The organism is Salinivibrio proteolyticus, from assembly GCF_001996165.1.
GTDB lineage: Bacteria > Pseudomonadota > Gammaproteobacteria > Enterobacterales > Vibrionaceae > Salinivibrio > Salinivibrio proteolyticus.
In genome coordinates, this window is sequence record NZ_MUFP01000023.1 from 1 (window position 1) to 22,236 (window position 22,236).

Here is a 22,236-nt window from a genome sequence, read left to right on the forward strand (position 1 = left end):
CCTCAAGACATTGGTGAATGAGTTCAGGGCAAAGGAGATCGGATAGACCATTGAGTTGGTCAGCAGAGAATTGATGTATTCGGTCGAGGGCTTGTCTTAAGAACATAAAAAATCCGAGTGTGCAGAAACACTCGGATTTTGACACCCTCTCAGGATCGTTCAACCGATCATTTTTTGCTTAACTGATCGGCATTAAGCCATTGGCTCGCCTTTCTATTGGGCAGTACAAAACGCTTACCGCTTACTCGTCCAAGAAGCTACGTAATGTCTCTGAACGGCTTGGGTGACGCAGTTTACGCAGCGCTTTCGCTTCAATCTGACGAATACGCTCACGCGTAACATCAAACTGCTTACCGACTTCTTCCAACGTGTGGTCGGTATTCATATCGATACCAAAGCGCATACGTAGCACTTTTGCTTCACGCGGTGTCAGACCGGCCAATACGTCATTGGTCGCCATTTTCAGGTTGTTAGACGTTGCTGAGTCCATCGGTAGCTCAAGGGTGGTATCTTCAATGAAATCGCCCAGATGTGAATCTTCATCATCACCGATAGGGGTTTCCATTGAGATTGGCTCTTTCGCAATCTTGAGGACTTTGCGGATTTTATCTTCCGGCATCATCATGCGCTCCGCCAACTCTTCAGGCAGTGGCTCACGGCCCATTTCCTGAAGCATTTGACGTGAGATGCGGTTAAGCTTGTTGATAGTCTCAATCATGTGCACCGGAATACGAATTGTCCGGGCTTGGTCTGCAATCGAGCGAGTAATCGCCTGACGGATCCACCAAGTCGCATAGGTTGAGAACTTATAACCACGGCGGTATTCAAATTTATCCACCGCTTTCATCAAGCCAATGTTACCTTCTTGAATCAAATCCAAGAATTGTAAGCCACGGTTGGTGTATTTCTTAGCAATCGAAATAACCAGACGTAAGTTGGCTTCCACCATCTCTTTCTTCGCGCGGCGTGCTTTCGCTTCACCGATAGACATGCGACGGCTAATGTCTTTGATACGCTCAACAGACAGGCCCGTCTCTTCTTCGATGATTTTTAATTTCTGCACACAACGACGCAGATCTTCTTCGTAACGTGCCACACGCTCTGCATACGGCTTACCGGATGACAGCGCTTCATCAATCCATGCATCGGATGATTCGTTACCGGCAAACAGCTGCACGAAGGTTTTCTTCGGCATTTTGGCCTGATCGACACACAGACGCATTACCAAGCGTTCTTGGGTACGCACTTTGTCCATGGTCTGGCGCATTTCGTTAACCAGACGATCAAACTGCTTAGGCACCAAGCGGAACTGCTTGAAGGTTTCTGACAGCTCTTCGATAGACGATTTAGTGCGGTCGTCGTAACGACCATACTGGTTGATTGCCGCTTCCATATTGGAATACGTACGACGGAGCTCGCTAAACTTCTCACGTGCAAGCTCAGGATCGATACCGACATCTTCTTCGCTATCATCATCGTCGTCGTCATCAGCGTCGTCGTCATCTTCGTCTTCGAGCTCTTTCTCACTCAGCTCAGAGCCGATGTGGGTGGCGGTCGGAGCCACGTCATCTTGGGTTGGATCAATAAACCCAGAGATGATGTCAGTCAGGCGTAGCTCTTCCGCTTCCACCTTATCGAACTGATCAAGCAGTGAGGCAATCGAGGCCGGGTATTCCGCCACCGAGCACTGTACTTGGTTAATGCCGTCTTCGATACGCTTAGCGATATCGATCTCACCCTCACGGGTCAGAAGCTCTACCGTTCCCATTTCACGCATATACATGCGCACAGGATCGGTGGTACGGCCAATTTCACTTTCCACACTGGACAGCGCTGCCGCTGCGGCTTCTACCGCGTCTTCGTCGGCCACGGTCTCAGACATCATCAACTCATCAGCATCGGGCGCGGCTTCTACCACTTGGATGCCCATGTCATTGATCATCTGAATGATGTCTTCTATCTGGTCGGAATCGACAATGTCTTCCGGGAGGTGGTCGTTAACTTCGGCATAGGTCAGATAGCCTTGTTCCTTGCCTTTTGCGACAAGCAACTTTAGCTGTGACTGCGGATTTTGATCCATAGACGATATCCAACTTCGGGTCTGAGTGAAGAATTTAGTATGCGGAAACGCAAACCGCCAATTTTAACAAATGTCGCCTTTGCTGGCTACTTTCTAAACGGACTGGCTCTGTATCAGTAGCATCAGTTCCCGCTTCTCTTCGACTGATAAGCCGACGGTATTTGACTTCGCTTGCAACTTGGCTATTTGTTGTTCGACACACTGGGCGAGTATTTTATCCAGTGAATCGCAAAAAAGTTCTGACGCATTATCATCGTCAATATAAAGATCCCAGCCGGCTAACCGCGCCAGCAAGGCTTCTTGTTTTGTCCCCCGCCAGTGCTCTAGCAACTGACCGGTAGTAATATTGGGGCGCGCTCGACAGATCTCAAGGATCGGATTGAGTAACGCCAAACCGGGCAAATCAATCGACTCCGCTGATGGCAACGGTGGTACCTCTTGGCCCAAGTACGGGTACTGGACCAGTAGCGCAATCACCTCACGCATCGGCGTACGCTTAATCTCTGATTGCCCATGTACTTTAACGGGCTGTCCTTGGCGACGGATCAAAGTCTCTAGCTGATGGTCATCCATGATGCCCAATTTCTGCCCCAGTGTATTACGCAGGTAAAGGCGCAACGTATCCCCGGGCACTTTTTCAATCAAAGGCACTGCCAAGTTCGCCAACTTGGCTTTGCCTTCTTGGCTGCTGGTGTCGACTTGCTTAAGCAAGGTGGTGAACATAAAGGTGGAGAGGGTTTGTGCCTCATTCAACCGCTGTTCAAACCCTTCTTTGCCCTCTTGGCGGATCATCGAATCCGGATCTTCACCGTCGGGCAAAAACATAAATTTGAGCTGCCTGCCATCATTCATGAAAGGCAGTGCTTGCTCCATCGCCCGCCATGCCGCTTCTCGGCCGGCTCGATCGCCATCGTAGCAGCAAAGTATAGTACTACTTTGCCGAAACAGGGTTTGCATATGCTCCCCTGTGGTCGATGTCCCCAGCGAGGCCACAGCGTAATCGACGCCAAATTGTGCCAGTGCCACCACGTCCATATAGCCTTCAACCACGAGGATACGCTCAGGGTGGCGATAACGTTGCATCACTTCATACAAGCCATACAACTCCCGACCTTTATGAAAGATCGGCGTTTCTGGCGAGTTCAGGTATTTCGGGGTGCCATCCCCTAACACCCGTCCACCAAAGCCAATCACACGGCCTCGGCGATCGCGGATAGGAAACATCACGCGACCACGAAAACGGTCATAACTGCGACCATTGTCGTTTTCAATCAACATGCCGGCGGTGATCAGCTGGCGTTGCTCCGCTTGGCTACGACCAAAACGTCGCTTAATGGTGTCCCAATGATCAGGGACATACCCAATACCAAACTGTTTTACCACTTCACCGGATAGACCACGTTGTTTGAGATAATCCACCGCCACTTGTCCGGCTTCCGTTCGCAGCTCGCTGCTGTAGGTCCGTGCAATGGCTTCCATGGTTTCATAAATCTGACGTTTATCATCCGTGGGAATGCTGGGGCGTGCTGTCCCGCCATTCGCTTGTTCACGGGGCACGTCTAAACCGAGTGTGTTCGCTAACTCTTCGATCGCATCGGGAAACTCCAATCGATCAAATTCCATCACAAAATCGATGGCATTACCGTGCACACCACATCCGAAGCAGTGGTAAAACTGCTTTTCTTGGCTAACGCTAAATGAAGGCGTTTTTTCGTTATGGAACGGACAACAGGCGCTGTAATTCTTGCCCTTTTTCTTGAGCTTGACCCGTGCGTCTATGATCTCAACAATGTCGAGACGTGAGAGCAAGTCGTCAATGAATGCGCGCGGGATTCTGCCTGCCATAACCTGAAATTTATAGGGAGAGAAGCAAACAAGCCGCGCCGTCCATTACGGAAAGCACGGCTTGTTGTAAGGTCTGGAAAAGCTTAGCTTAAATTCGCTTTCACGAGTTGGCTAACTTTTCCCATATCAGCTCGGCCTTGGATTTGAGGTTTTAGTACCCCCATCACCTTGCCCATGTCTTGCATGGAGGCTGCGCCGGTTTTTTCAACGGCAGCTTTTACCAATGCATCGACTTCTGCTTCACTCAGTGGTTGAGGAAGAAATTCTTCAATCACTGCAATTTCCGCAAGTTCCGCATCGGCAAGGTCATCACGACCGGCTGATTGGTATTGGGCTACGGAATCACGGCGCTGCTTTACGCTTTTTGTCAGCACCGCAAGAATGTCCTCGTCACTCAATGACTGACGGGTATCCACTTCTTGCTGTTTAATGGCTGACATCAGAAGGCGAATCGTACCAAGACGCGTCTTGTCTTTCGCTTTCATCGCCGCTTTTTGGGCATCTTTTAGACGTTCAAGCAATTCCATAGCACCTACCTAATCTGACTAAATTAGTACAGACGTACGCGACGTTGGTTTTCGCGTGCCAACTTCTTCAGGTGACGTTTTTGAGCAGCGGCTTTAGCGCGTTTGCGAACGGTAGTTGGCTTTTCGAAGTGCTCACGACGGCGAACTTCAGAAAGAATACCTGCTTTTTCACAAGAGCGCTTAAAGCGACGCAATGCTACGTCAAATGGTTCGTTTTCACGTACTTTAACTACTGGCATGTGCCTTTCACCTCAGGGGTTATCAGTTATCGCTGGCGAATTATTGGCCAGCCTTGATTAAAAATGGTGCGAAATTCTAATCCGAATAGGGGGGCATTGTAAAGCACATCTGGCGAATTACTTCCAAGCCATGTAAGATTGCGCGCACCGCCAGCCTATGCTGGCAACGTCTTCTCGCTTCGGTCTTCACGCTCAGCGTGCTCATTTATCCTAAGCGTTCAATCTATCGGCTGTTTTCCTGAGGTTATGATGCGAATTTTAGGCATAGAGACATCGTGTGACGAAACTGGCGTGGCGATCTACGACGATCAGCGCGGGCTTTTGTCACATAAACTTTACAGYCAGGTAAAGCTTCATGCCGATTATGGTGGGGTTGTCCCTGAGTTAGCCTCTCGCGATCACGTTAAAAAGACCTTGCCATTAGTCAAAGCAGCGATGGCAGAGGCACAGCTGACACCAGCGGATATCGATGGCGTGGCCTACACCGCCGGTCCCGGATTGGTCGGTGCCCTGCTAGTCGGTGCCACCATCGGTCGCAGCCTCGCGTACGCTTGGCAAGTGCCGGCGGTAGCGGTGCATCATATGGAAGGCCACTTACTTGCGCCTATGTTAGAAGACACGCCTCCTCCCTTTCCGTTTGTGGCGTTGCTCGTCTCCGGCGGACACACGCTGTTAGTCGAAGTAAAGGGTATTGGCGAATACCGCATTCTTGGTGAGTCGATTGATGACGCAGCCGGTGAAGCATTTGATAAAACCGCGAAGCTGATGAACCTTGATTATCCCGGTGGCCCCTTATTGTCAAAACTGGCAGAAAACGGCACCCACGGCCGCTTCACCTTCCCGCGTCCGATGACCGATCGCCCCGGTCTCGATTTCAGCTTTTCCGGCTTGAAGACATTTGCCGCGAATACCATTGCAGCCAATGACAATGATCCGCAAACCCGTGCGGATATCGCGTATGCCTTCCAAGACGCGGTGGTGGATACACTGACAATCAAGTGTAAGCGAGCGTTAGAACAATGTGGCATGAATCGATTAGTGGTTGCTGGCGGCGTTAGCGCGAACCGTTATTTACGCGACAAACTCGACACCCTCACGCGCAAACTGGGCGGCGACGTTTTCTATCCGCGTCCCGAGTTCTGTACCGATAACGGTGCCATGATTGCCTACGCGGGGATGCAGCGACTCAAAAACGGTGAGCATATGGGGCTGGGGGTGAAGGCACAGCCTCGCTGGCCGATTGATACCTTGCCATCGCTGACTAAATGATGCGAAAAAGCAGCCTTGAGCTGCTTTTTTTACGTCTGTTAACGTCGCCAGCGCCTGAGCACGATGGGTTTTTCCTCGCCATCGAGCAGGCGACGAATATTTTCGTAATGACGAAATAAGATCAGGCAGGAAAGCATCGCCACTGGCATGGTAAATTGCGGTTTAATCCACCAAGTGAAAAGCGGTGCCAAAATAGCAGTGACGATGGCACTTAATGACGAATAGCCGGTGATCACCAACACCACTCCCCAAGTCAGCACTAACAAGCCAGTCAGACTGAGTCCTATCGGGGCCATAGCACCTAGCGCCGTCGCCACACCTTTGCCACCTCGAAAATGAAAGAACACCGGATAAATGTGCCCAAGACAGGCGGCGATGCCAATCAAGCCAAGCAAAAACGGATTAATCCCGATAAGATAACTGAGCCAAACCGGGATCGTCCCTTTAAGCATGTCGCACACTAAGACCAATGCCGCGGCCGTGCGACCGCCGAGGCGATACACATTGGTCGCGCCCGGATTTCCAGACCCTTGTTCGCGAGGATCCGGCAGACCATAGGCCCGGCACACCAGCACCGCACTGGAAACAGAGCCGAGCAAATAGGCAGCGATGATGATGGCAATGGCCAGTGCAGTCATGTGAAATTCCTAGAGTTTGTGCTGCATTCGTTGCTATAGTGCGCCCACGATCTTGATTAGACGCAACATGGATCGGAACGCATCGCGCATCCAAGTGTCAATCGATAAGCTCGATAATACGGGCTTTCTTACCACAGTGGTATCCGACCTGTCACGGAGTGTGAAAAAACATGGATTCCGTCTTTATAGAACAACTCGACGTTGTGACCACCATCGGTGTCTACGATTGGGAACAAACTATCCAACAAAAGTTGGTACTCGATATCGAAATGGCGCACGACAATCGTCCCGCCGCCCAAAGTGATGATGTCAGTTTAGCGCTGGATTATGCCAGTGTCAGTGAGGCTGTGATTGCACATGTCCAAGCCAGCCGCTGTGCGCTCATCGAGCGGGTCGCCGAAGAGGTCGCCGCGCTAATCCAGTCACAATTTGGCGTCAGCTGGGTAAAGGTGCGTGTGGCCAAACCTGGTGCCGTCGCTCAAGCGCGTAATGTTGGCGTAGTAATAGAGCGAGGCACACGGTGACAAAAGCATTAGTCAGTATTGGCTCAAACATCGATCGCGACCTGCATATTCAAGCTGCAGTTGAAGCGTTACGTGCCTTAGACCCGCACTGCCGTTTTTCGCGCATTTTTGAGGCCGAACCCGTCGGCTTTGAAGGGCCGAATTTCTATAACCTTATTGCTGAGCTCGACACCACACTCGATCTGCAAACCTTTTGGCAAACCATACGCGATATCGAAAGTCGATATGGGCGACAGCGCGACGACGTTAAGTATCGCGATCGCACCTTGGACATCGACTTATTGACCTTTGGCTATCAGTGTCAGTCCAGCGGACCAGCCTTACCGCGCAACGATATTTATAAATTTGCATTCACCCTTTGGCCACTCGCTGAACTGTGTCCCGATCAAGCAATTCCCGGGGATGGACGAACATTTGCGCAGCTTTGGCAGCAATTTGACCAAGCCCAGCCACTATGGCCTATCGAGACCCCTGCGTATTTGAAGGAATAATCATTACCATGAGCATGTTTGAAGCCTTTTTCCTTGCCCTTATTCAAGGCTTAACCGAGTTTTTGCCCATTTCCAGCTCCGCCCACCTCATTTTGCCATCGCAGATTTTTGGCTGGGCCGACCAAGGCTTAGCCTTCGATGTGGCCGTTCATGTCGGTACACTCGCTGCTGTGATTGGCTATTTCCGTCGTGAAGTCGTGTCACTGTTAGGTGCCTTTTTCGCGTCGTTCACAGGCAAACACAGTCGGGATAGTCAATTGGCTTGGATGATCGTATTGGCGACCATTCCCGCCTGCGTGGCAGGCCTGTTTCTTAAAGATTTGATTGAGCTTTACCTGCGTTCAGCGTGGGTGATTGCCGCTACCACCTTGCTATTTGGCGCACTGCTTTGGTGGGCCGACCACCATGCGCGTCAACAATGCGATGAGTATCAAACCACTCGATCGCGTGCGCTGTTCATCGGGGTCGCTCAAGCACTTGCCTTGATCCCAGGCACCTCACGTTCGGGCGCCACCATTACTGCTGCGTTGATGCTAGGCTACACCCGAGAAGCCGCCGCGCGTTTCTCATTTTTGATGTCGATTCCGATCATCACCCTCGCCGGATCGTATCTGGGCTTACAGCTGGCCACCAGCCCAGTGCCGGTTGAACTTGCCCCCATTGGGGTTGGCGTGTTGGTCTCTTTTGTCAGCGCCTATGCGTGTATTCATGCGTTTTTAAAGCTGGTCACCCGAGTGGGTATGTTACCGTTCGTGATTTACCGCCTGATTTTGGGTGTGGGCCTTATTGCGCTATTGATGAGCCAATAAGCCTCACTAATCTAATGCCATCCGAGGGCAGACCACATTGGCTGCCTTCAGGTGGTACATCTCCACCTCAGGATGGCTAAAAAAGCCCACTTCCCACGGGTTTTTCGCCACAAAACGCTCTCGTATCTCATCAAACATCATCGACGGTTTAGGTACGGTGTAGACCTCGCCGCGAATAATGCTGTAGTTCCATTCAATCGCCTGTTCAAAGGTAAAGGTTGCGCGGCTATCAATCGCAAAGTAACAGCGGTTGTCGCGTTTTAGCAGCAAGGATTTGAAAGTACTGGGAAAGGTGATAAAGAAAATGTCATCCTCGACCGACGATAAAAACGCCATCACCGTCGTATGGGGCTGACTCGGCGCATAGGTCAAAAGCACACCGATTTTATTATCATACTCACTGTCATCCATAGCCGGGACTTGCGATAAAGGTGTGGTGGGTAACGCCACGGTCCGACGCGTATCTAACGGATAAGCATAATCAGGAGCTTGATAAGACTTCACCACGCCCATCCCATAGGCCACTTGATACTCAAGCGCATCAATCATGACCTCAAAGGCGGATGTGGCAATCACCTTGCCCTTAAACGACAGACGATACACCTTAAGGTCGGCGTCATAGTCACTCACCCCGGTGCGATTATCGAGATGTAACGTCACCCATTGACCGTCTTTCAATTGGTGTCCTTTGGGAAAAATCGTGCGTAACCGGGTATCACTAAGCGGCTCCACACCGCAAATCGACACCGCCATACTGCCCATCTTCTCTGGGGTGGAATACGTGCCTAGCACGCCCAATACACGCGCTCCAATCAGATCACGCAACGGCCTTGTGTTCATGCCTCGCTCCCTCGCTGCTCGACTAACAGCTATTAGCATGGCAGTAAACTAAAAAGGGCGCCAATCGGCGCCCTTAGGGAGGAAGTGATGGCTATTACTCGCCAGCCACTTTCATTGCATCAATAATGATTGAGCCGGTTTGAATTTGGCTGCGCGTCTCAACATCTGTGCCGATAGCGACAATATTGGCGAACATCTGGTTTAAATTCCCCGCGATGGTAATGCCGCTGACTGGATATTGGATTTCACCGTTTTCCACCCAAAAACCCGCAGCGCCGCGCGAGTAATCACCAGTGACAGGATTCACCCCCTGCCCCATTAACTCAGTCACCAACAGACCGGTGCCCAAGGTTTTCAGCATGGCATCAGCATCTTGGCCGGTGTGGCTGACATACCAGTTATGGATACCGCCAGCATGGCCAGTGGGCTCCATATCGAGTTTGCGAGCCGCGTAGCTGGTCGCTAGGTAGGTTTTTAATACCCCTTGCTCCACAATGCGTCTGTCTTGGGTCTGAACCCCTTCGCTATCAAACGGCGAGCTGGCCGACCCTTTAAGTACGTGGGGTAACTCATTGATCGTGAGCCAGTTAGGGAAGATTTGTTCATCCTTTTTATCCAGTAAAAAGGACGACTTGCGATATAACGCAGAGCCACTGATCGCCATCACCAGATGACCAAACAGGCCGGTCGCCACACTGGCATCAAACATCACGGGGACTTCACACGTCGCCAGACTACGTGGGTCTAAACGCGCTACCGCGTGTTTTGCCGCTTCGATGCCTACTGAGGTTGGGGTCCATAAATCGGCTTTATCGCGCGCAACCGTGTAGCTCATATCGCGCTCCATACCATTGGCACTTTCCGCGATCACCGAGCAGCTTAGCGCCTGACGGCTGGAGGCATAACTGCCTAGCATGCCGTGGCTATTGCCATACACACGGACTCCATAATGGCTGTCGTAACTGGCGCCATCACTGAATTTGATCCGCGAGTCATAACCTAACGCGGCTTGTTCCGCCTCAATGGCTAATGCGGCTGCAGCATCGGGCTCTGGCTCGTCAGGGTAAAACAGATCAAGATCGGGATACTCAAAGGCCATTAAGTGTTTTGGTGCTGGGCCACCAAAGGGATCCGGTGAGGTATAGCTGGCAATTTCCAACGCGGCTTCGACCGTTTTGGCAATCGCACGCTCGGACAGATCTGTCGTGGATGCGCTACCTTTGCGCTGATCGCAGTAGACAGTCACTCCCAAGGCACCATCGCGATTAAACTCTACGTTCTCCACTTCACCCATGCGTGACGTGACGCTGATCCCTGTGCTTTTGGTGATCGCTACCTCTGCGGCATCACTGCGTTGCGCGGCCATGTCCAACGCACGGCTGACGGCTTGGCGTAGGTGTTGCTCTTGCTCCGCGACCTGCTGTTTTACACTCATAGTTGACCTTTCTGATTAAAATTCGAATTTAGAATACGGGGCCACGCGAGCCGGTGACAAAAAAGCCCGCGTTTGTGCGCGTTTCTTGTTAACATAAGTGTCATTGCACATTCTCATTGAGGTTGAACATGGGCCGTAAAAATAAACCTGCTCCTTGGGAGGAAGAGGAAGAAATCATCTGGGTGAGTAAATCCGAGATGAAGCGCGATATGCTCGCCCTGCAAGAGCTTGGCGAAGAGCTGGTTAAGCTCAAGCCTGCCGTGTTGGAAAAGTTTCCACTCGACGACGACTTATACACCGCCATTGTTGACGCACAACGCTTAAAAAACGAAGCACGTCGTCGCCAATTGCAATATGTCGGCAAGCTCATGCGCTCTCGCGACCCTGAGCCGATTCAAGCGGCGCTGGATAAGCTACAAAACAAGCACGCGCAACAAAGTGCTGAGCTGCATAAGCTCGAAAAGCTGCGCGACCGTGTTGTCGATGAAGGCGACGACGCTATCAACGATGTGATGCTGCAGTATCCAGAGGCCGACCGCCAACGCTTACGCCAACTTGCCCGTCAGGCTAAAAAAGAGCGACAACAAAACAAGCCGCCCAAGGCGTATCGCGAGATCTTCCAATACATCAAAGGCTTTTACGACCAAAGCCTGTAAAACCTCACGCCAGTGTTCTCCACTGGCGTGTTTGTTTATGACTCCGTGCCACCCACTGTCATGGCATCAAGTTTCAGCGTTGGCTGACCCACGCCAACCGGCACACTTTGCCCTGCCTTACCGCAGACGCCGACGCCTCGGTCAATCGCGAGATCATTACCCACCATCGACACTTGTTGCATCGCCTCAATACCACTGCCAATCAAGGTGGCCCCTTTCACAGGCGTGGTAACTTTGCCGTTCTCAATTAAATAGGCTTCAGAGGTCGAGAATACAAATTTACCCGAGGTAATATCCACTTGTCCGCCACCAAAGTTGGGCGCATACAAACCATGCTCAACACTGGCAATAATATCACTCGGCGTACTGTCGCCACCCAGCATGTAGGTATTGGTCATGCGCGGCATGGGTAAATGCGCATAAGATTCGCGACGGCCGTTTCCGGTCGGTGCCACTCCCATCAAGCTCGCGTTGTGCTTATCTTGCATATAGCCTTTAAGCACCCCGTTTTCGATCAGGACGTTATATTGGCCCGGCACCCCTTCATCATCGATATTGAGCGAGCCGCGACGGTCCGCCATCGTGCCATCATCAACAATGGTGCAAAGCGGTGAGGTCACTTGCTCACCGAGGCTGCCGGTGAAGACAGACGATTCTTTACGGTTGAAATCGCCCTCCAAGCCATGCCCGACCGCTTCATGCAATAGTACGCCCGGCCAACCCGCGCCTAACACCACAGGCATGGTGCCAGCAGGGGCGCCTTCTGCACGCAAGTTCACCAGCGCCAAACGAATGGCTTCATCAGCAAACTGTAATGCCGTGCTTTTTCCATCTTGCTCTTGCAAGAATACCTCGTAACCATAACGGCCACCGCCACCGGCACTTCCCCGCTCACGGCGCCCATCCTGCTCAACGAGCACAGATACAGATAAACGGACCAGAGGGCGGATATCCGCGGCATAGGTCCCATCCGTCGCGGCAATCAATACTTGCTCGTACAAGCCATTAATACTGGCACTGACTTCTTTCACTCGCGGCTCTTTGGCTCGAATGTAGCTGTCGATTTCTTTCAGCAATGCGATTTTTTGCTCACGAGTTAGGCTACCGAGCGGATCAAGCGGGCCATAGTATTGACCGCCTCGAACCGTGCGAAAGGCACTGACTTGACCCTGTCCACCTTTGGGCGCAATCCCGCGTGCGGCAGTCGCACTTTGCATCAAGGCATCAGCGTTAAGTTGGTCCGAGTAGGCAAACCCGGTTTTCTCACCCGTGATAGCGCGTACACCTACACCTCGATCGATATTGAACGAGCCGTCTTTGATGATGCTATCTTCCAAGACGAGCGACTCGTGCCACGTTGATTGGAAAAAAACGTCGCCGTAGTCAATTTGACGACCACTCAGGTGAGCCAGTGTCTCTTGGAGATGCGACTCACTGATCCCCGCAGGGCGCAATAAGGTTTCTTCGACCTGTTCCAGACTCATTCGCTTACTCTTGGTTGTGGCTATTTATGCTAGCCAAAGATAAAAAGATGATGCGCCGAGGGTGCGCTATTTCAATTGGGTTTGCAACCGAGCGTGGTCGAGCACCGACATTTTACGGCGAATGGATTCACCGATGCTCAGATCAAGCTCCGCCCACGTGACACCGGGGTCGTCCCCCAGTGACGCCACTACTTGCCCCCAAGGGTCGATAATCATCGAATGCCCCCACGTTTGACGGCCTTTACTGTGTTCACCACATTGCCCGGCAGCAATCACCCAGCATTGGGTTTCAATCGCGCGGGCGCACAACAACGCCTCCCAATGCGCCTGTCCCGTGACGCGCGTAAACGCCGCCGGCACGGTTAAAATATCAGCGCCTTGCGCGCGCAACGCATGATAGAGCGGCGCAAAACGCACGTCATAGCAGATGCTTAACCCCAAGCAACCAAATGGCGTATCCACGGTGGCAAGTTGATCGCCGGCTTGAAAGTAGTCCGACTCACGATAACGTCCGTGGGCATCCGCCACTTCCACATCAAACATATGCAGCTTATCGTAGCTACCTCGCAAGTGTCCGGCATTATCGAACACTAAGCTTGTGCTACTCAGACGGCCGTTGTCGTTTTGGATTGGAAAGGCGCCCACCACCAGCCAGATGTCGAACTGGTGCGCCATTTCTGCCAGTTGGCGCTGAATACGGCCATGTCCTAACGGCTCGGCGTGCCGTTGGTAATCTTGTTTATCACCAAATACCAAGGCATTTTCTGGCGTCAGCGCCAGTTTAACCCCGTGTTGATGCAACCGCTGCAAACTGGTTTGTAGTACGTCCATGTTCTGCACCGGATCGGCGCCCGAATTCATCTGGATGATGCCGACTTTCATCATGCTCACTCCTTGGCTTGTTCTGCCTGTTGGCGCAATCGTTCCGTGGCATCGGCGGGCAAGGTTAGCGCCTCTTGATTACGGGAAATTTCCCGAATGTCAGGCGTACCAATCGGCCCAGTAACTTGATAGCGAACCTGTGTAAATACATCCACAACCGGCGAAATCGCCGTGGTGACGGCCAATACATAGAGCGCCGTTTGTGGCGTAACAGCAAACGCGCTGAGCACAGGGATCCCAGAGGTAATATCTGGCGTAAAGCGCACATCCGCGTTGACTTGATTGCTGACCAAGTTAGCGATACCTCTGATAACCATATCACCTGCTAATCCATCCATGCGGATATTATCGGTCACGACCACGCCATTTGTGATCACCGCACGGCCGGTAATGTCATCAAACGCCAGCCCATCTTCGAATACGCCAGAAAAGTCGAGTTGGATTTTGCGCAAAATAGAATCCAAGCTAAATAAGCCCAGTAATTTACCCGCGCCTCCGACGCCACTGATGTAACCATCTTGGATATCGGCACGGGCTTCACCATTTAAACTCGCGATATCCACTTGCCACGGCAGTCCCGCATAGGAGATGTCCGCTTGCGAGGTAAAACGCGCATCTTGGATACCACCGCTAACCCCAAAGCGCCCCATTAAATCAGACGTGCTATCGCCATTTAACTGTATGGAGAGTGCCGTTTGATTGCGCTGATCCTCATCGATTAACCAACTCCCGCTCACCGCCGCTTGGTTTTCACCGCTCTCGATGGTCAATGAGGTTAAGTCAATTCGTTCCTCTTGCTTATCGAGTGATGCCGAGACCCGCCCGAGTCGATAGCCTTGTAGCCATAAATCTTTGATCAAAATATCGGTGGATGGCACCGCCGCCAATAGCGCCTTATCGGCGGTAGAGGCTCGGCTATCCACTGGCGCAAACAGAGGAGCATTCGGATCCTTTGCGGCGGTATCGGCGATCATATTGATATGCCAATGATCGACATCGATAGCTAAGCGCCCTCCCGTCGGCCATTGGGCGCGGCCGCTAAGCTCATTGCTACCGAGTAAGGCGTCCCATCCTTGCGGCTTTTTGCGCACAGCAAGAGACACTTGATTAAATCTCAATTTGTCGGCGTCTAAGCGAGCTATGCGTGCGTTCACTTTAGTCGGCACCGGTAAGGTCGGAAAATCACTTTGTCCTTGTGGCCATTGCGGCGTCACATCACGCCATAGGTCGCGCCACGGCATTACATCTAGCTGCGCCAAGTCAATATCCAGCCGATGCCCTTGTGTCGCCAAGAGTGAGGTAGGCTGTTCGCCCACATTCCATTGGCTTGCAGTGATCACTGGGCGCTCGCCTTGGGTATTAATACGCGCTTGATAGCTGACTGCCGGTAACTGAATTCGCCCTTGTAGTCCTTCGCTGTTGCCCGTTGCTGCCAGCGAGGCACTACCGGTTGACCAGCGTGGTTTAGCCAGTGGCGCGGGCAATGTTGACTGCAAGGGCGTGGTATCGATATCAACCCCCAGTTGGTAGTCAAAACCGATGTCGTGTAATGTCAGGCCCAATGTTGCCTGCCAGCGTGCACCACCGGCGAGATAATCCCCGAGCGGTAGCGACAATTCAGCCAGCAAAGGGGCAACGTCCCAGTCCGCGTCGAGGTTAAGATCCAACTGATAACCTGCCGCGTCGGTTTGTCCGTCAAAATTCACCGAAATCGGTTGACCCAACCACTGTGCAGTGAGGCCACGAGTACTAATCGTGTCATCGTCAAAGTGCAGTCTGCCCGCGACATTATCCAGTTGCATGGACGGTGCTTGAATAAGCACTTGATTACCTGCAAAGCGCACTTCGCCTGTGGCATGTAGCTGACTGCCATCAAGTGGAATATTGAGCGCTAAATTGGCATCCACCAATCCCTCAACTTGGACGTGCGTCAACGCCGCACCCAAGGAGTCAACGAGTGGTGTCGCCAACATATAACGACGGACCGCATCCCCAGTGGCCGATAAATCCGCCTCTAAGGTTAATGCACTATCAGCAGCCTCCATATCGTTGATATCCGCACGAACCTGACGGCTGATCGCATCGCCAAGGCGTACATGATCGCCCTGAATAGTTAACCGAGCGTTTTCAAACAAGAGCTCAGCATCCAATTCGGTCAGAGTTGGCCAAGCGGTATCAAAACTGAACGCGCCTTGACGCAACGGCACTCGCGCTTGGAATACGCCGTCATGTAGACGGTAAGGAAACGCATTTAAGGCGCCAAACCATAAAATGTCACTGCCCTGTGCCTGCCCGCCCTGAATCGCACGAGAGAGATAATCAGTGAGGGAGTCTGGCATCGCGCGGGTAGGTAAATAGCGCCACGTCTGGCCTGCATCACGCACATCGGCGTTCGCATAGAGCGCCAAAAACGGCGAACCTTGCGAAGGAATGTCTAAGCGAAACGCCCCGCGCGCATCCAAATCAGCGGCTTTTATAGCAATCGCATCACTCCAAACCGTCAAAGTATCGCCACGCTCCGCCCATTGCACCGTCACCTCACCATGCTCAAGCGGTAATGGCGCTTGGAAAAAATCACCATAAGGGAGCGATTGTTGACCCAATGCTAAGGTTGCCTTGCCTTGATGTCCCTCACCGGACACGGTGACATTTAACCCCTCAAAGGCCGGAAAATACCCCCACTGGTTAGCGCGAATGTCAGAGAAAGAGGCTTGATAGCGCAGCGGCCCATCGGAGGCCTGACTCATTGCCAGCGTGTCCACCGTACCGGCTGGTGAAAGAGCCTCTATCAGTTGATGTTGACGGTCAGATTGGCTCAATAATCCAACTAAAGGACGCAATGCCGCAATGTCGAGGTGACGAGCATTAAGCTGCCAGTTAGACTCGTTTCCTTGCCAAGACAACTGATTCAGCGCCGGCAGCGTGGTATCCCCTTGTTGAACCCAAACCCCATCGCTATCCACGCGCCATTGCTGGTCCTCCCTTGCCTGCAGTTGCACGCGGCTGTCTTTGAGTGCCCATTGCTTCGAGGCCCCCTGCTGATCGCGCCACGTCAAAGCCAAGGTATCGACACCCAGCAAAGCATTTGCCACTTGGCCTTTCTCAACCCGCAGCCATGCATTGGCATCTAAGCGCGCATTATCAATCGTCACTGACGGCGTGAAGCGCTTCATCAGCCACGGTGCCAAATCCATGTTTTCGCTAGCTAGATAAAAATCACCACTAAGCGAGTCCAACCCATCTGTCTCGGTAAAGGCCGCATTGACGCGGATTTTTTCCAGCTCTGTCCCCGCAATCCCGATGGTGCCCTGCGCATGATGTTGACCATTTTGATTACGCCACAACAAATTATCGATATTAAGCGTCTGCGCCGCCAATGAGGGCGTGACAAGAACCAGACGAGCGTTGGTGACAGAGAACTGGCCAAGGCGGGCTAAAAACAAATCTTCAAGGCGCTCACGCACCCCAGTGCTGTCTTTTTTATCGGGAAGTTGACCGCTGTTAAAGGTCAATCCATCGAGGGTAACATGGGAAAACACCGGTTGACGGCGAGATAAGCTCGCAAAGACATCCAGTTGTAGATCAATGTGGTTTGCGGTCAGTAACGGCGGACTGTTATCACTGGTGGTCAAGGCGACATTATTGAGTTGCAATGACGGCGTAAGATTGCGCCATTGGCCTGCAATGGTCCCAAGACGCGCGCTAAAGCCCGTTTGCTCGCTGACCCATTGTCGTAGCGGCTCACGCACCATATCCACGTTAGGCAATAAAAAGCGCAAACCGCCAATAAAGGCGGCGGTTAACAGAATAAGACTCACGACGCCGGCTATCAGCCAGCGTCCAATTTTCGCGACCCAGGTCATGGATTACATCATTACTACGTCAAACTGCTCTTGGGTATACAAAGGCTCGGATTTCACCTTTACTTGCTTACCAATAAAGACTTCGAGCTCTGCAACTAAGTGGGAGTCCTCTTCCACCAAAGCTTCCACCACAGCCGGCGAGGCATATACCACAAATTTATCGGCATCATAGGCACGGTTCACTCGAGTGATTTCTCTCAGCACTTCATAGCAGACGGTTTCTACCGTTTTCACCGAGCCTCGGCCTTCACACGTTGGACACTCACCACACAGCACATGTTCAATACTTTCGCGCGTACGTTTGCGGGTCATTTCCACTAAGCCGAGTTGGGTAAAGCCATTAATGTTGGTTTTTACCCGATCATGGCTTAACGCTTGTTCCAGCGAGTGCAACACGCGGCGGCGGTGTTCGTCGGTACTCATATCGATAAAATCGATGATGATAATACCGCCCAAATTGCGCAGGCGCAGTTGGCGAGCAATGGCTCGTGTCGCTTCAACATTAGTATTAAAGATAGTCTCATCAAGGTTACGGCGCCCAACAAAGGCCCCGGTATTGATATCAATGGTGGTCATGGCCTCGGTTTGATCAATGATCAAATAGCCCCCCGACTTCAACTCCACCTTACGTTCCAGCGAGCGCTGGATTTCGTTTTCGGTGTCGTACATATCAAAAATCGGTTGCTGACCATCGTAGTAAGCAAGCTTGCCGGCAAGTTCGGGGACAAATTCTGAGGTGAATTCTTCCAACGTATCATATGCTTGGCGAGAATCGACTCGAATCAAATCCAGCTCGGTGCCAACAAAATCACGCACAATGCGCTGCGCTAATGCCAACTCGCCATAAAGCATGGATTTCGATTTATACCGTGCGCGCCGCTCTAAGACCTTCTTCCACAACCGTTTTAGAAACGCTGCATCTTGCGCCATTTCTTTATCCGTCGCGCCTTCTGCCGCGGTGCGGATAATAAAGCCGCCCAGCTCATCGCAATAGTCACTGACAATACGTTTTAAGCGACTGCGCTCCTCTTCACTTTCTATACGCTGTGACACGCCAACATGCGACGCGCCCGGCATAAAGACCAGATACCGCGACGGCAAAGTAATGTCAGTGGTCAGGCGAGCGCCTTTGGTGCCCAAGGGGTCTTTGACCACCTGCACCACAATGTCTTGTCCTTGGCGTACCAATTCAGAAATATCGCGCACTTGAAATTGCTGTTTTTCATTTTCAGAGACACACTCAGTGTGCGGCACGATATCCGAGGCGTGCAAAAAAGCCGCTTTATCTAAGCCAATATCGACAAAGGCTGCCTGCATCCCAGGCAAGACACGACTCACTTTCCCTTTGTAGATATTGCCTACGATGCCGCGCTTCGCTTCTCGCTCAATATGGATTTCTTGAAGGTTGCCACCTTCTATCATCGCCACCCGCGTTTCGCTAGGTGTGACATTGATTAACAGTTCCGCACTCATGGTTTCCCCGACATCTCAAAAAGGGGCCTGACGGTTGTTCAGGCCATAAATTGCTTGAGCAGCTGCTCGGTTTCATACAATGGCAAACCAACGACCGCGTGATAACTGCCGTCGATACGGGTAACAAACTTGCCGCCAAGGCCTTGAATGGCGTAGCCGCCCGCTTTATCCATAGGTTCTTTCGATTGCCAGTACGCGCGAATATCGTCATCGGTCAACTCACGAAACCACACCCGTGTTGTTACCACTGTGGTCACTTGCTTCATCGCATTGGCAACGGTCACCGCCGTCATCACTTGATGCTCACGGCCAGATAGCTGTTTGAGCATACGCGCCCCATCCGCTTCATCGCGCGGTTTTTCCAATACCTGCTCGCCATCGACGACGATCGTATCGGCGCCTAATACAGGTAAATGACCACCGGTTTTTGCGACTCCCGCACGGGCTTTGTCTTGTGATAACCGAGACACATAAGCATAAGGCGATTCACCGGCTTTCTGCTGTTCTTCAACATCTACCACTACCCGCGAAAAGTTGATGCCCATATCGGTCAACAACGCTTGGCGTCGCGGTGAGCCTGACGCCAGATATAAATCAATGCTCATGAAATCCCTCTAACGAATTGCAAAACGACGACGCACCCGGCGGAGCAGTAAGAAAAGCCAAGGCCACAGTATAAAGTTAAGCACACCTGCCCAGAGCTGCTCTGGATTAAACTGTACGTCAGAGACGAGGTACTCCGCCCAGAACTCGATCAACTTTCCCGCGAGGGTTAACAGCGACAGTAGCAATGCTTGTTGCCAGTAAGACATGTTGCGCAAAAGTTGAAAGTTGAGCGCGACAAGATAGACCAAGATCGCCATCATTAAACCGCGCACCCCTAATGTTGACCCCAACATCAGGTCCCACAGCAAGCCCAGCACGAGTGCCGTGCCGACATTGACCCGATGCGGCAAAGCCAACACCCAGTAAAAGGTCACCAGCAACACCCACGATGGCCGAAAAGGTGCGAGTTCGCCAGGCCAAGGCGCAGCTTGTAAGATAAGCGCAGCAATAAAAGTCAGCCAAATCACCAGATGGCCGCGAAATATTGAATTTGCCACTATTGCGACTCTCCTTTTTCGTTAGATGCCACGGCATCCTCGGGTTGAGAGCCTGCTTGTTCGCTATCTTGCTCGGGATCCGCTTGCTCAGGCGTCGGCCACACCAACAGCAAATACCGTAGGCGATCAAATTTCACCGCCGGCGTTGCCTTGACCTGAGCAAATGGCCGTTTGTTATCAAACGAAAACTCCGTCACCGTTCCGACCGGATAACCTTCCGGAAAAACGCCGCCCAACCCCGACGTGACCAGCTTGTCACCGACCTTAATATCGGTACTGCTCGGAATGTTGTCCAGGCCGATGTACGCTGTCGAACCCCGTCCGGAGGCAATCACTCGAATGTCATTGCGCATTACCTGAACAGGAATTGCGTGGGTAGGATCGGTTAATAACAGCACCCGACTGTTGTGCGCGCCCACATAGGCAATTTGCCCCACCACACCGTGCTCATTGATCACCGGTTGGCCTTCGTAAACACCATTGGTGCGCCCTTTATCCAGCATCACTTGATGTTTATAGGGATCGGAGTCGACCGCCATGACCTCAGCGACCATTTTTCGCTCATCGCGAACAAACGGCGAGCCGAGTAACTCCCGTAAGCGTTGGTTTTCGCGCTCTGTTTGCGCTAACAACAACTGATCACTTTCAAGGCGCAATACTTGCGTACGCAGCGCCTCATTTTCGGCTACTAGGCGTCGGTGAGATTGAAACTGCGTCACCAACGCATCTAGCGTGTCCCTTGGAACGTTCGACGCATATTGCAGCGGTGCAACCAGTGTATTGAGGAAATAGCGAACGCCAGCAAAGGCGTCAAGACGACTATCAGCCAGCATAAGGCTGACTGATAGTAAGAGAGCGAAAAACAGGCGTAGTTGCAGAGACGGACCTCTGCCAAACATAGGTTTCATGATGAAAACAACCTGTTTGCTGGCACGATCACCTTAGTCTTCGCTAAAGAGGTCGCCGCCGTGCATGTCAATCATTTCAAGCGCTTTACCGCCACCGCGTGCCACGCAGGTCAATGGGTCTTCTGCCACCACTACAGGGATGCCAGTTTCTTCCGTCAGCAAACGGTCCAAATCACGCAGCAGCGCACCACCGCCTGTGATCACCATACCGCGCTCAGAGATGTCAGACGCCAGCTCAGGTGGACATTGTTCTAGCGCGACCATCACGGCTGAAACAATTCCGGTCAGCGGCTCTTGCAGCGCTTCAAGAATTTCATTCGAGTTCAGGGTAAAGCTACGCGGCACCCCTTCAGCGAGGTTACGACCACGCACTTCAATCTCACGCACTTCATCGCCCGGATATGCCGAGCCAATTTCGTGCTTGATGCGCTCTGCCGTCGCTTCACCAATCAAGCTACCGTAGTTACGGCGCACGTAGTTGATGATGGATTCGTCAAAGCGGTCACCACCGATACGCACCGATGAAGAGTACACCACACCATTTAGCGAGATCACAGCCACTTCAGTGGTACCACCGCCGATATCAATCACCATCGAACCTGTGGCTTCTGAGACCGGCAGACCTGCACCGATCGCCGCTGCCATTGGCTCGTCAATCAAATACACTTCACGAGCGCCCGCACCGAGTGCTGACTCACGAATCGCACGGCGTTCAACTTGGGTCGAACCACAAGGCACAGCGACCAGCACACGCGGGCTTGGGCGCATATAACTGTGATCGTGTACCGATTTGATAAAGTGCTGCAGCATTTTCTCAGTCACGTAAAAGTCGGCAATCACACCATCTTTCATCGGGCGAATGGCCGCAATGTTTCCAGGCGTACGACCCAGCATTTGTTTGGCGTCGTGACCCACAGCAGCCACACTTTTTGGCGAGCCCGCTCTGTCTTGGCGAATGGCAACAACAGAAGGCTCATCAAGAACAATGCCTTGTCCTTTTACGTAAATCAGCGTATTGGCGGTTCCCAAGTCAATCGATAGATCGTTGGAAAACATCCCGCGAAGTTTCTTAAACATGATGGTCGGTTAATCCTGCAAGCTGTGAAATCAGACAAATTGAGCTAAATGTATCAACGCGCACGGTAAGCGGCAAGATACGGCGCTGTAAAC

Annotated in this window: 19 protein-coding genes and 1 pseudogene; 5 read left to right on the forward strand and 15 right to left on the reverse strand. The window is 52.1% G+C overall.

Features of this window, described 5'->3' with window-relative positions:
* Positions 1-241 precede the first annotated feature (241 nt).
* From rpoD to rpsU, 4 genes and pseudogenes are all read right to left on the reverse strand, one after another.
* Positions 242-2,092: pseudogene (gene rpoD, locus BZJ19_RS14760) on the reverse strand (RNA polymerase sigma factor RpoD); the annotation flags it as partial.
* An 81-nt stretch (positions 2,093-2,173) separates the two neighbouring features.
* Positions 2,174-3,925 carry a DNA primase gene (gene dnaG / locus BZJ19_RS14765; RefSeq protein ID WP_077676206.1) on the reverse strand — a complete coding sequence of 584 codons (1,752 nt, stop codon included), beginning with the start codon at positions 3,923-3,925 and terminating at the stop codon, positions 2,174-2,176.
* Between the two features lie 83 nt (positions 3,926-4,008).
* Positions 4,009-4,452 (reverse strand): GatB/YqeY domain-containing protein, encoded by a 444-nt coding sequence (locus BZJ19_RS14770; protein ID WP_069588140.1) that lies wholly within the window; start codon positions 4,450-4,452, stop codon positions 4,009-4,011.
* Between the two features lie 23 nt (positions 4,453-4,475).
* Positions 4,476-4,691 (reverse strand): 30S ribosomal protein S21, encoded by a 216-nt coding sequence (gene rpsU / locus BZJ19_RS14775; RefSeq protein WP_069588141.1) that lies wholly within the window; start codon positions 4,689-4,691, stop codon positions 4,476-4,478.
* Positions 4,692-4,940: 249 nt separating this feature from the next.
* On the opposite strand from rpsU, the gene tsaD reads away from it, so the two are divergent.
* Entirely contained in the window at positions 4,941-5,960 is a 1,020-nt protein-coding gene (gene tsaD, locus BZJ19_RS14780; protein WP_077676207.1) for a tRNA (adenosine(37)-N6)-threonylcarbamoyltransferase complex transferase subunit TsaD, read from the forward strand.
* Between the two features lie 38 nt (positions 5,961-5,998).
* Here tsaD and plsY read toward each other — a convergent pair whose 3' ends face one another.
* Complete coding sequence (gene plsY, locus BZJ19_RS14785; protein ID WP_069588145.1) at positions 5,999-6,598, reverse strand: glycerol-3-phosphate 1-O-acyltransferase PlsY; 600 nt, start codon at positions 6,596-6,598, stop codon at positions 5,999-6,001.
* Between the two features lie 170 nt (positions 6,599-6,768).
* On the opposite strand from plsY, the gene folB reads away from it, so the two are divergent.
* From folB to BZJ19_RS14800, 3 genes are read left to right on the forward strand one after another with little or no spacing between them, the layout of a single operon-like run.
* On the forward strand, positions 6,769-7,122 hold the full coding sequence (gene folB, locus BZJ19_RS14790) for a dihydroneopterin aldolase (protein ID WP_069588147.1): 354 nt from the start codon (positions 6,769-6,771) through the stop codon (positions 7,120-7,122).
* Complete coding sequence (gene folK / locus BZJ19_RS14795; protein WP_077676208.1) at positions 7,119-7,613, forward strand: 2-amino-4-hydroxy-6-hydroxymethyldihydropteridine diphosphokinase; 495 nt, start codon at positions 7,119-7,121, stop codon at positions 7,611-7,613. The genes folB and folK overlap by 4 nt, the downstream gene beginning before the upstream one ends.
* An 8-nt stretch (positions 7,614-7,621) precedes the next feature.
* A complete protein-coding gene (locus BZJ19_RS14800; protein ID WP_077676209.1) occupies positions 7,622-8,422 on the forward strand; it encodes an undecaprenyl-diphosphate phosphatase in 801 nt (266 codons plus the stop codon).
* A gap of 6 nt (positions 8,423-8,428) precedes the next feature.
* Here the strand turns inward: BZJ19_RS14800 and BZJ19_RS14805 are convergent, their stop codons facing one another.
* Together BZJ19_RS14805 and pmbA are read right to left on the reverse strand one after the other, a co-directional pair.
* A complete protein-coding gene (locus BZJ19_RS14805) occupies positions 8,429-9,262 on the reverse strand; it encodes a pyridoxamine 5'-phosphate oxidase family protein (protein WP_077479467.1) in 834 nt (277 codons plus the stop codon).
* Positions 9,263-9,356: 94 nt separating this feature from the next.
* Positions 9,357-10,697, reverse strand: coding sequence for a metalloprotease PmbA (gene pmbA / locus BZJ19_RS14810; protein WP_077676210.1), 1,341 nt, complete (start codon positions 10,695-10,697; stop codon positions 9,357-9,359).
* A gap of 128 nt (positions 10,698-10,825) precedes the next feature.
* Between pmbA and yjgA the strand changes: the two genes are divergently transcribed.
* Entirely contained in the window at positions 10,826-11,353 is a 528-nt protein-coding gene (gene yjgA / locus BZJ19_RS14815; protein WP_077676211.1) for a ribosome biogenesis factor YjgA, read from the forward strand.
* 35 nt (positions 11,354-11,388) lie between these two features.
* Here the strand turns inward: yjgA and tldD are convergent, their stop codons facing one another.
* The 8 genes from tldD to BZJ19_RS14855 form a co-directional block, all read right to left on the reverse strand.
* Positions 11,389-12,837 carry a metalloprotease TldD gene (gene tldD, locus BZJ19_RS14820; protein WP_077641062.1) on the reverse strand — a complete coding sequence of 483 codons (1,449 nt, stop codon included), beginning with the start codon at positions 12,835-12,837 and terminating at the stop codon, positions 11,389-11,391.
* A 66-nt stretch (positions 12,838-12,903) separates the two neighbouring features.
* Complete coding sequence (locus BZJ19_RS14825) at positions 12,904-13,722, reverse strand: carbon-nitrogen hydrolase family protein (RefSeq protein WP_077676212.1); 819 nt, start codon at positions 13,720-13,722, stop codon at positions 12,904-12,906.
* 2 nt (positions 13,723-13,724) lie between these two features.
* Entirely contained in the window at positions 13,725-17,582 is a 3,858-nt protein-coding gene (locus BZJ19_RS14830; protein WP_077676213.1) for a YhdP family protein, read from the reverse strand.
* A gap of 3 nt (positions 17,583-17,585) precedes the next feature.
* Positions 17,586-19,055 (reverse strand): ribonuclease G, encoded by a 1,470-nt coding sequence (gene rng, locus BZJ19_RS14835; protein WP_069588168.1) that lies wholly within the window; start codon positions 19,053-19,055, stop codon positions 17,586-17,588.
* A 38-nt stretch (positions 19,056-19,093) separates the two neighbouring features.
* Entirely contained in the window at positions 19,094-19,660 is a 567-nt protein-coding gene (locus tag BZJ19_RS14840; RefSeq protein WP_069588170.1) for a Maf family protein, read from the reverse strand.
* A 9-nt stretch (positions 19,661-19,669) separates the two neighbouring features.
* Complete coding sequence (gene mreD, locus BZJ19_RS14845; protein ID WP_069588172.1) at positions 19,670-20,158, reverse strand: rod shape-determining protein MreD; 489 nt, start codon at positions 20,156-20,158, stop codon at positions 19,670-19,672.
* On the reverse strand, positions 20,158-21,066 hold the full coding sequence (gene mreC / locus BZJ19_RS14850; RefSeq protein WP_069588174.1) for a rod shape-determining protein MreC: 909 nt from the start codon (positions 21,064-21,066) through the stop codon (positions 20,158-20,160). Before mreC ends, mreD begins: the two co-directional genes overlap by 1 nt.
* A gap of 33 nt (positions 21,067-21,099) precedes the next feature.
* The gene (locus BZJ19_RS14855) at positions 21,100-22,143 is read right to left on the reverse strand and encodes a rod shape-determining protein (RefSeq protein WP_069588176.1); all 1,044 of its coding nucleotides are present in this window, start codon (positions 22,141-22,143) and stop codon (positions 21,100-21,102) included.
* Positions 22,144-22,236 lie beyond the last annotated feature (93 nt).

What these genes read in the sequence shown, in the direction of transcription:
- pmbA (WP_077676210.1), bottom strand. Translation starts at nt 10,697, where the DNA reads ATGAGTGTAAAACAGCAGGTCGCGGAGCAAGAGCAACACCTACGCCAA.
- rng (WP_069588168.1), bottom strand. Translation starts at nt 19,055, where the DNA reads ATGAGTGCGGAACTGTTAATCAATGTCACACCTAGCGAAACGCGGGTG.
- mreC (WP_069588174.1), bottom strand. Translation starts at nt 21,066, where the DNA reads ATGAAACCTATGTTTGGCAGAGGTCCGTCTCTGCAACTACGCCTGTTT.
- folB (WP_069588147.1), top strand. Translation starts at nt 6,769, where the DNA reads ATGGATTCCGTCTTTATAGAACAACTCGACGTTGTGACCACCATCGGT.
- dnaG (WP_077676206.1), bottom strand. Translation starts at nt 3,925, where the DNA reads ATGGCAGGCAGAATCCCGCGCGCATTCATTGACGACTTGCTCTCACGT.
- BZJ19_RS14830 (WP_077676213.1), bottom strand. Translation starts at nt 17,582, where the DNA reads ATGACCTGGGTCGCGAAAATTGGACGCTGGCTGATAGCCGGCGTCGTG.
- BZJ19_RS14840 (WP_069588170.1), bottom strand. Translation starts at nt 19,660, where the DNA reads ATGAGCATTGATTTATATCTGGCGTCAGGCTCACCGCGACGCCAAGCG.
- BZJ19_RS14770 (WP_069588140.1), bottom strand. Translation starts at nt 4,452, where the DNA reads ATGGAATTGCTTGAACGTCTAAAAGATGCCCAAAAAGCGGCGATGAAA.
- plsY (WP_069588145.1), bottom strand. Translation starts at nt 6,598, where the DNA reads ATGACTGCACTGGCCATTGCCATCATCATCGCTGCCTATTTGCTCGGC.
- BZJ19_RS14800 (WP_077676209.1), top strand. Translation starts at nt 7,622, where the DNA reads ATGAGCATGTTTGAAGCCTTTTTCCTTGCCCTTATTCAAGGCTTAACC.
- BZJ19_RS14805 (WP_077479467.1), bottom strand. Translation starts at nt 9,262, where the DNA reads ATGAACACAAGGCCGTTGCGTGATCTGATTGGAGCGCGTGTATTGGGC.
- BZJ19_RS14855 (WP_069588176.1), bottom strand. Translation starts at nt 22,143, where the DNA reads ATGTTTAAGAAACTTCGCGGGATGTTTTCCAACGATCTATCGATTGAC.
- yjgA (WP_077676211.1), top strand. Translation starts at nt 10,826, where the DNA reads ATGGGCCGTAAAAATAAACCTGCTCCTTGGGAGGAAGAGGAAGAAATC.
- rpsU (WP_069588141.1), bottom strand. Translation starts at nt 4,691, where the DNA reads ATGCCAGTAGTTAAAGTACGTGAAAACGAACCATTTGACGTAGCATTG.
- BZJ19_RS14825 (WP_077676212.1), bottom strand. Translation starts at nt 13,722, where the DNA reads ATGATGAAAGTCGGCATCATCCAGATGAATTCGGGCGCCGATCCGGTG.
- tldD (WP_077641062.1), bottom strand. Translation starts at nt 12,837, where the DNA reads ATGAGTCTGGAACAGGTCGAAGAAACCTTATTGCGCCCTGCGGGGATC.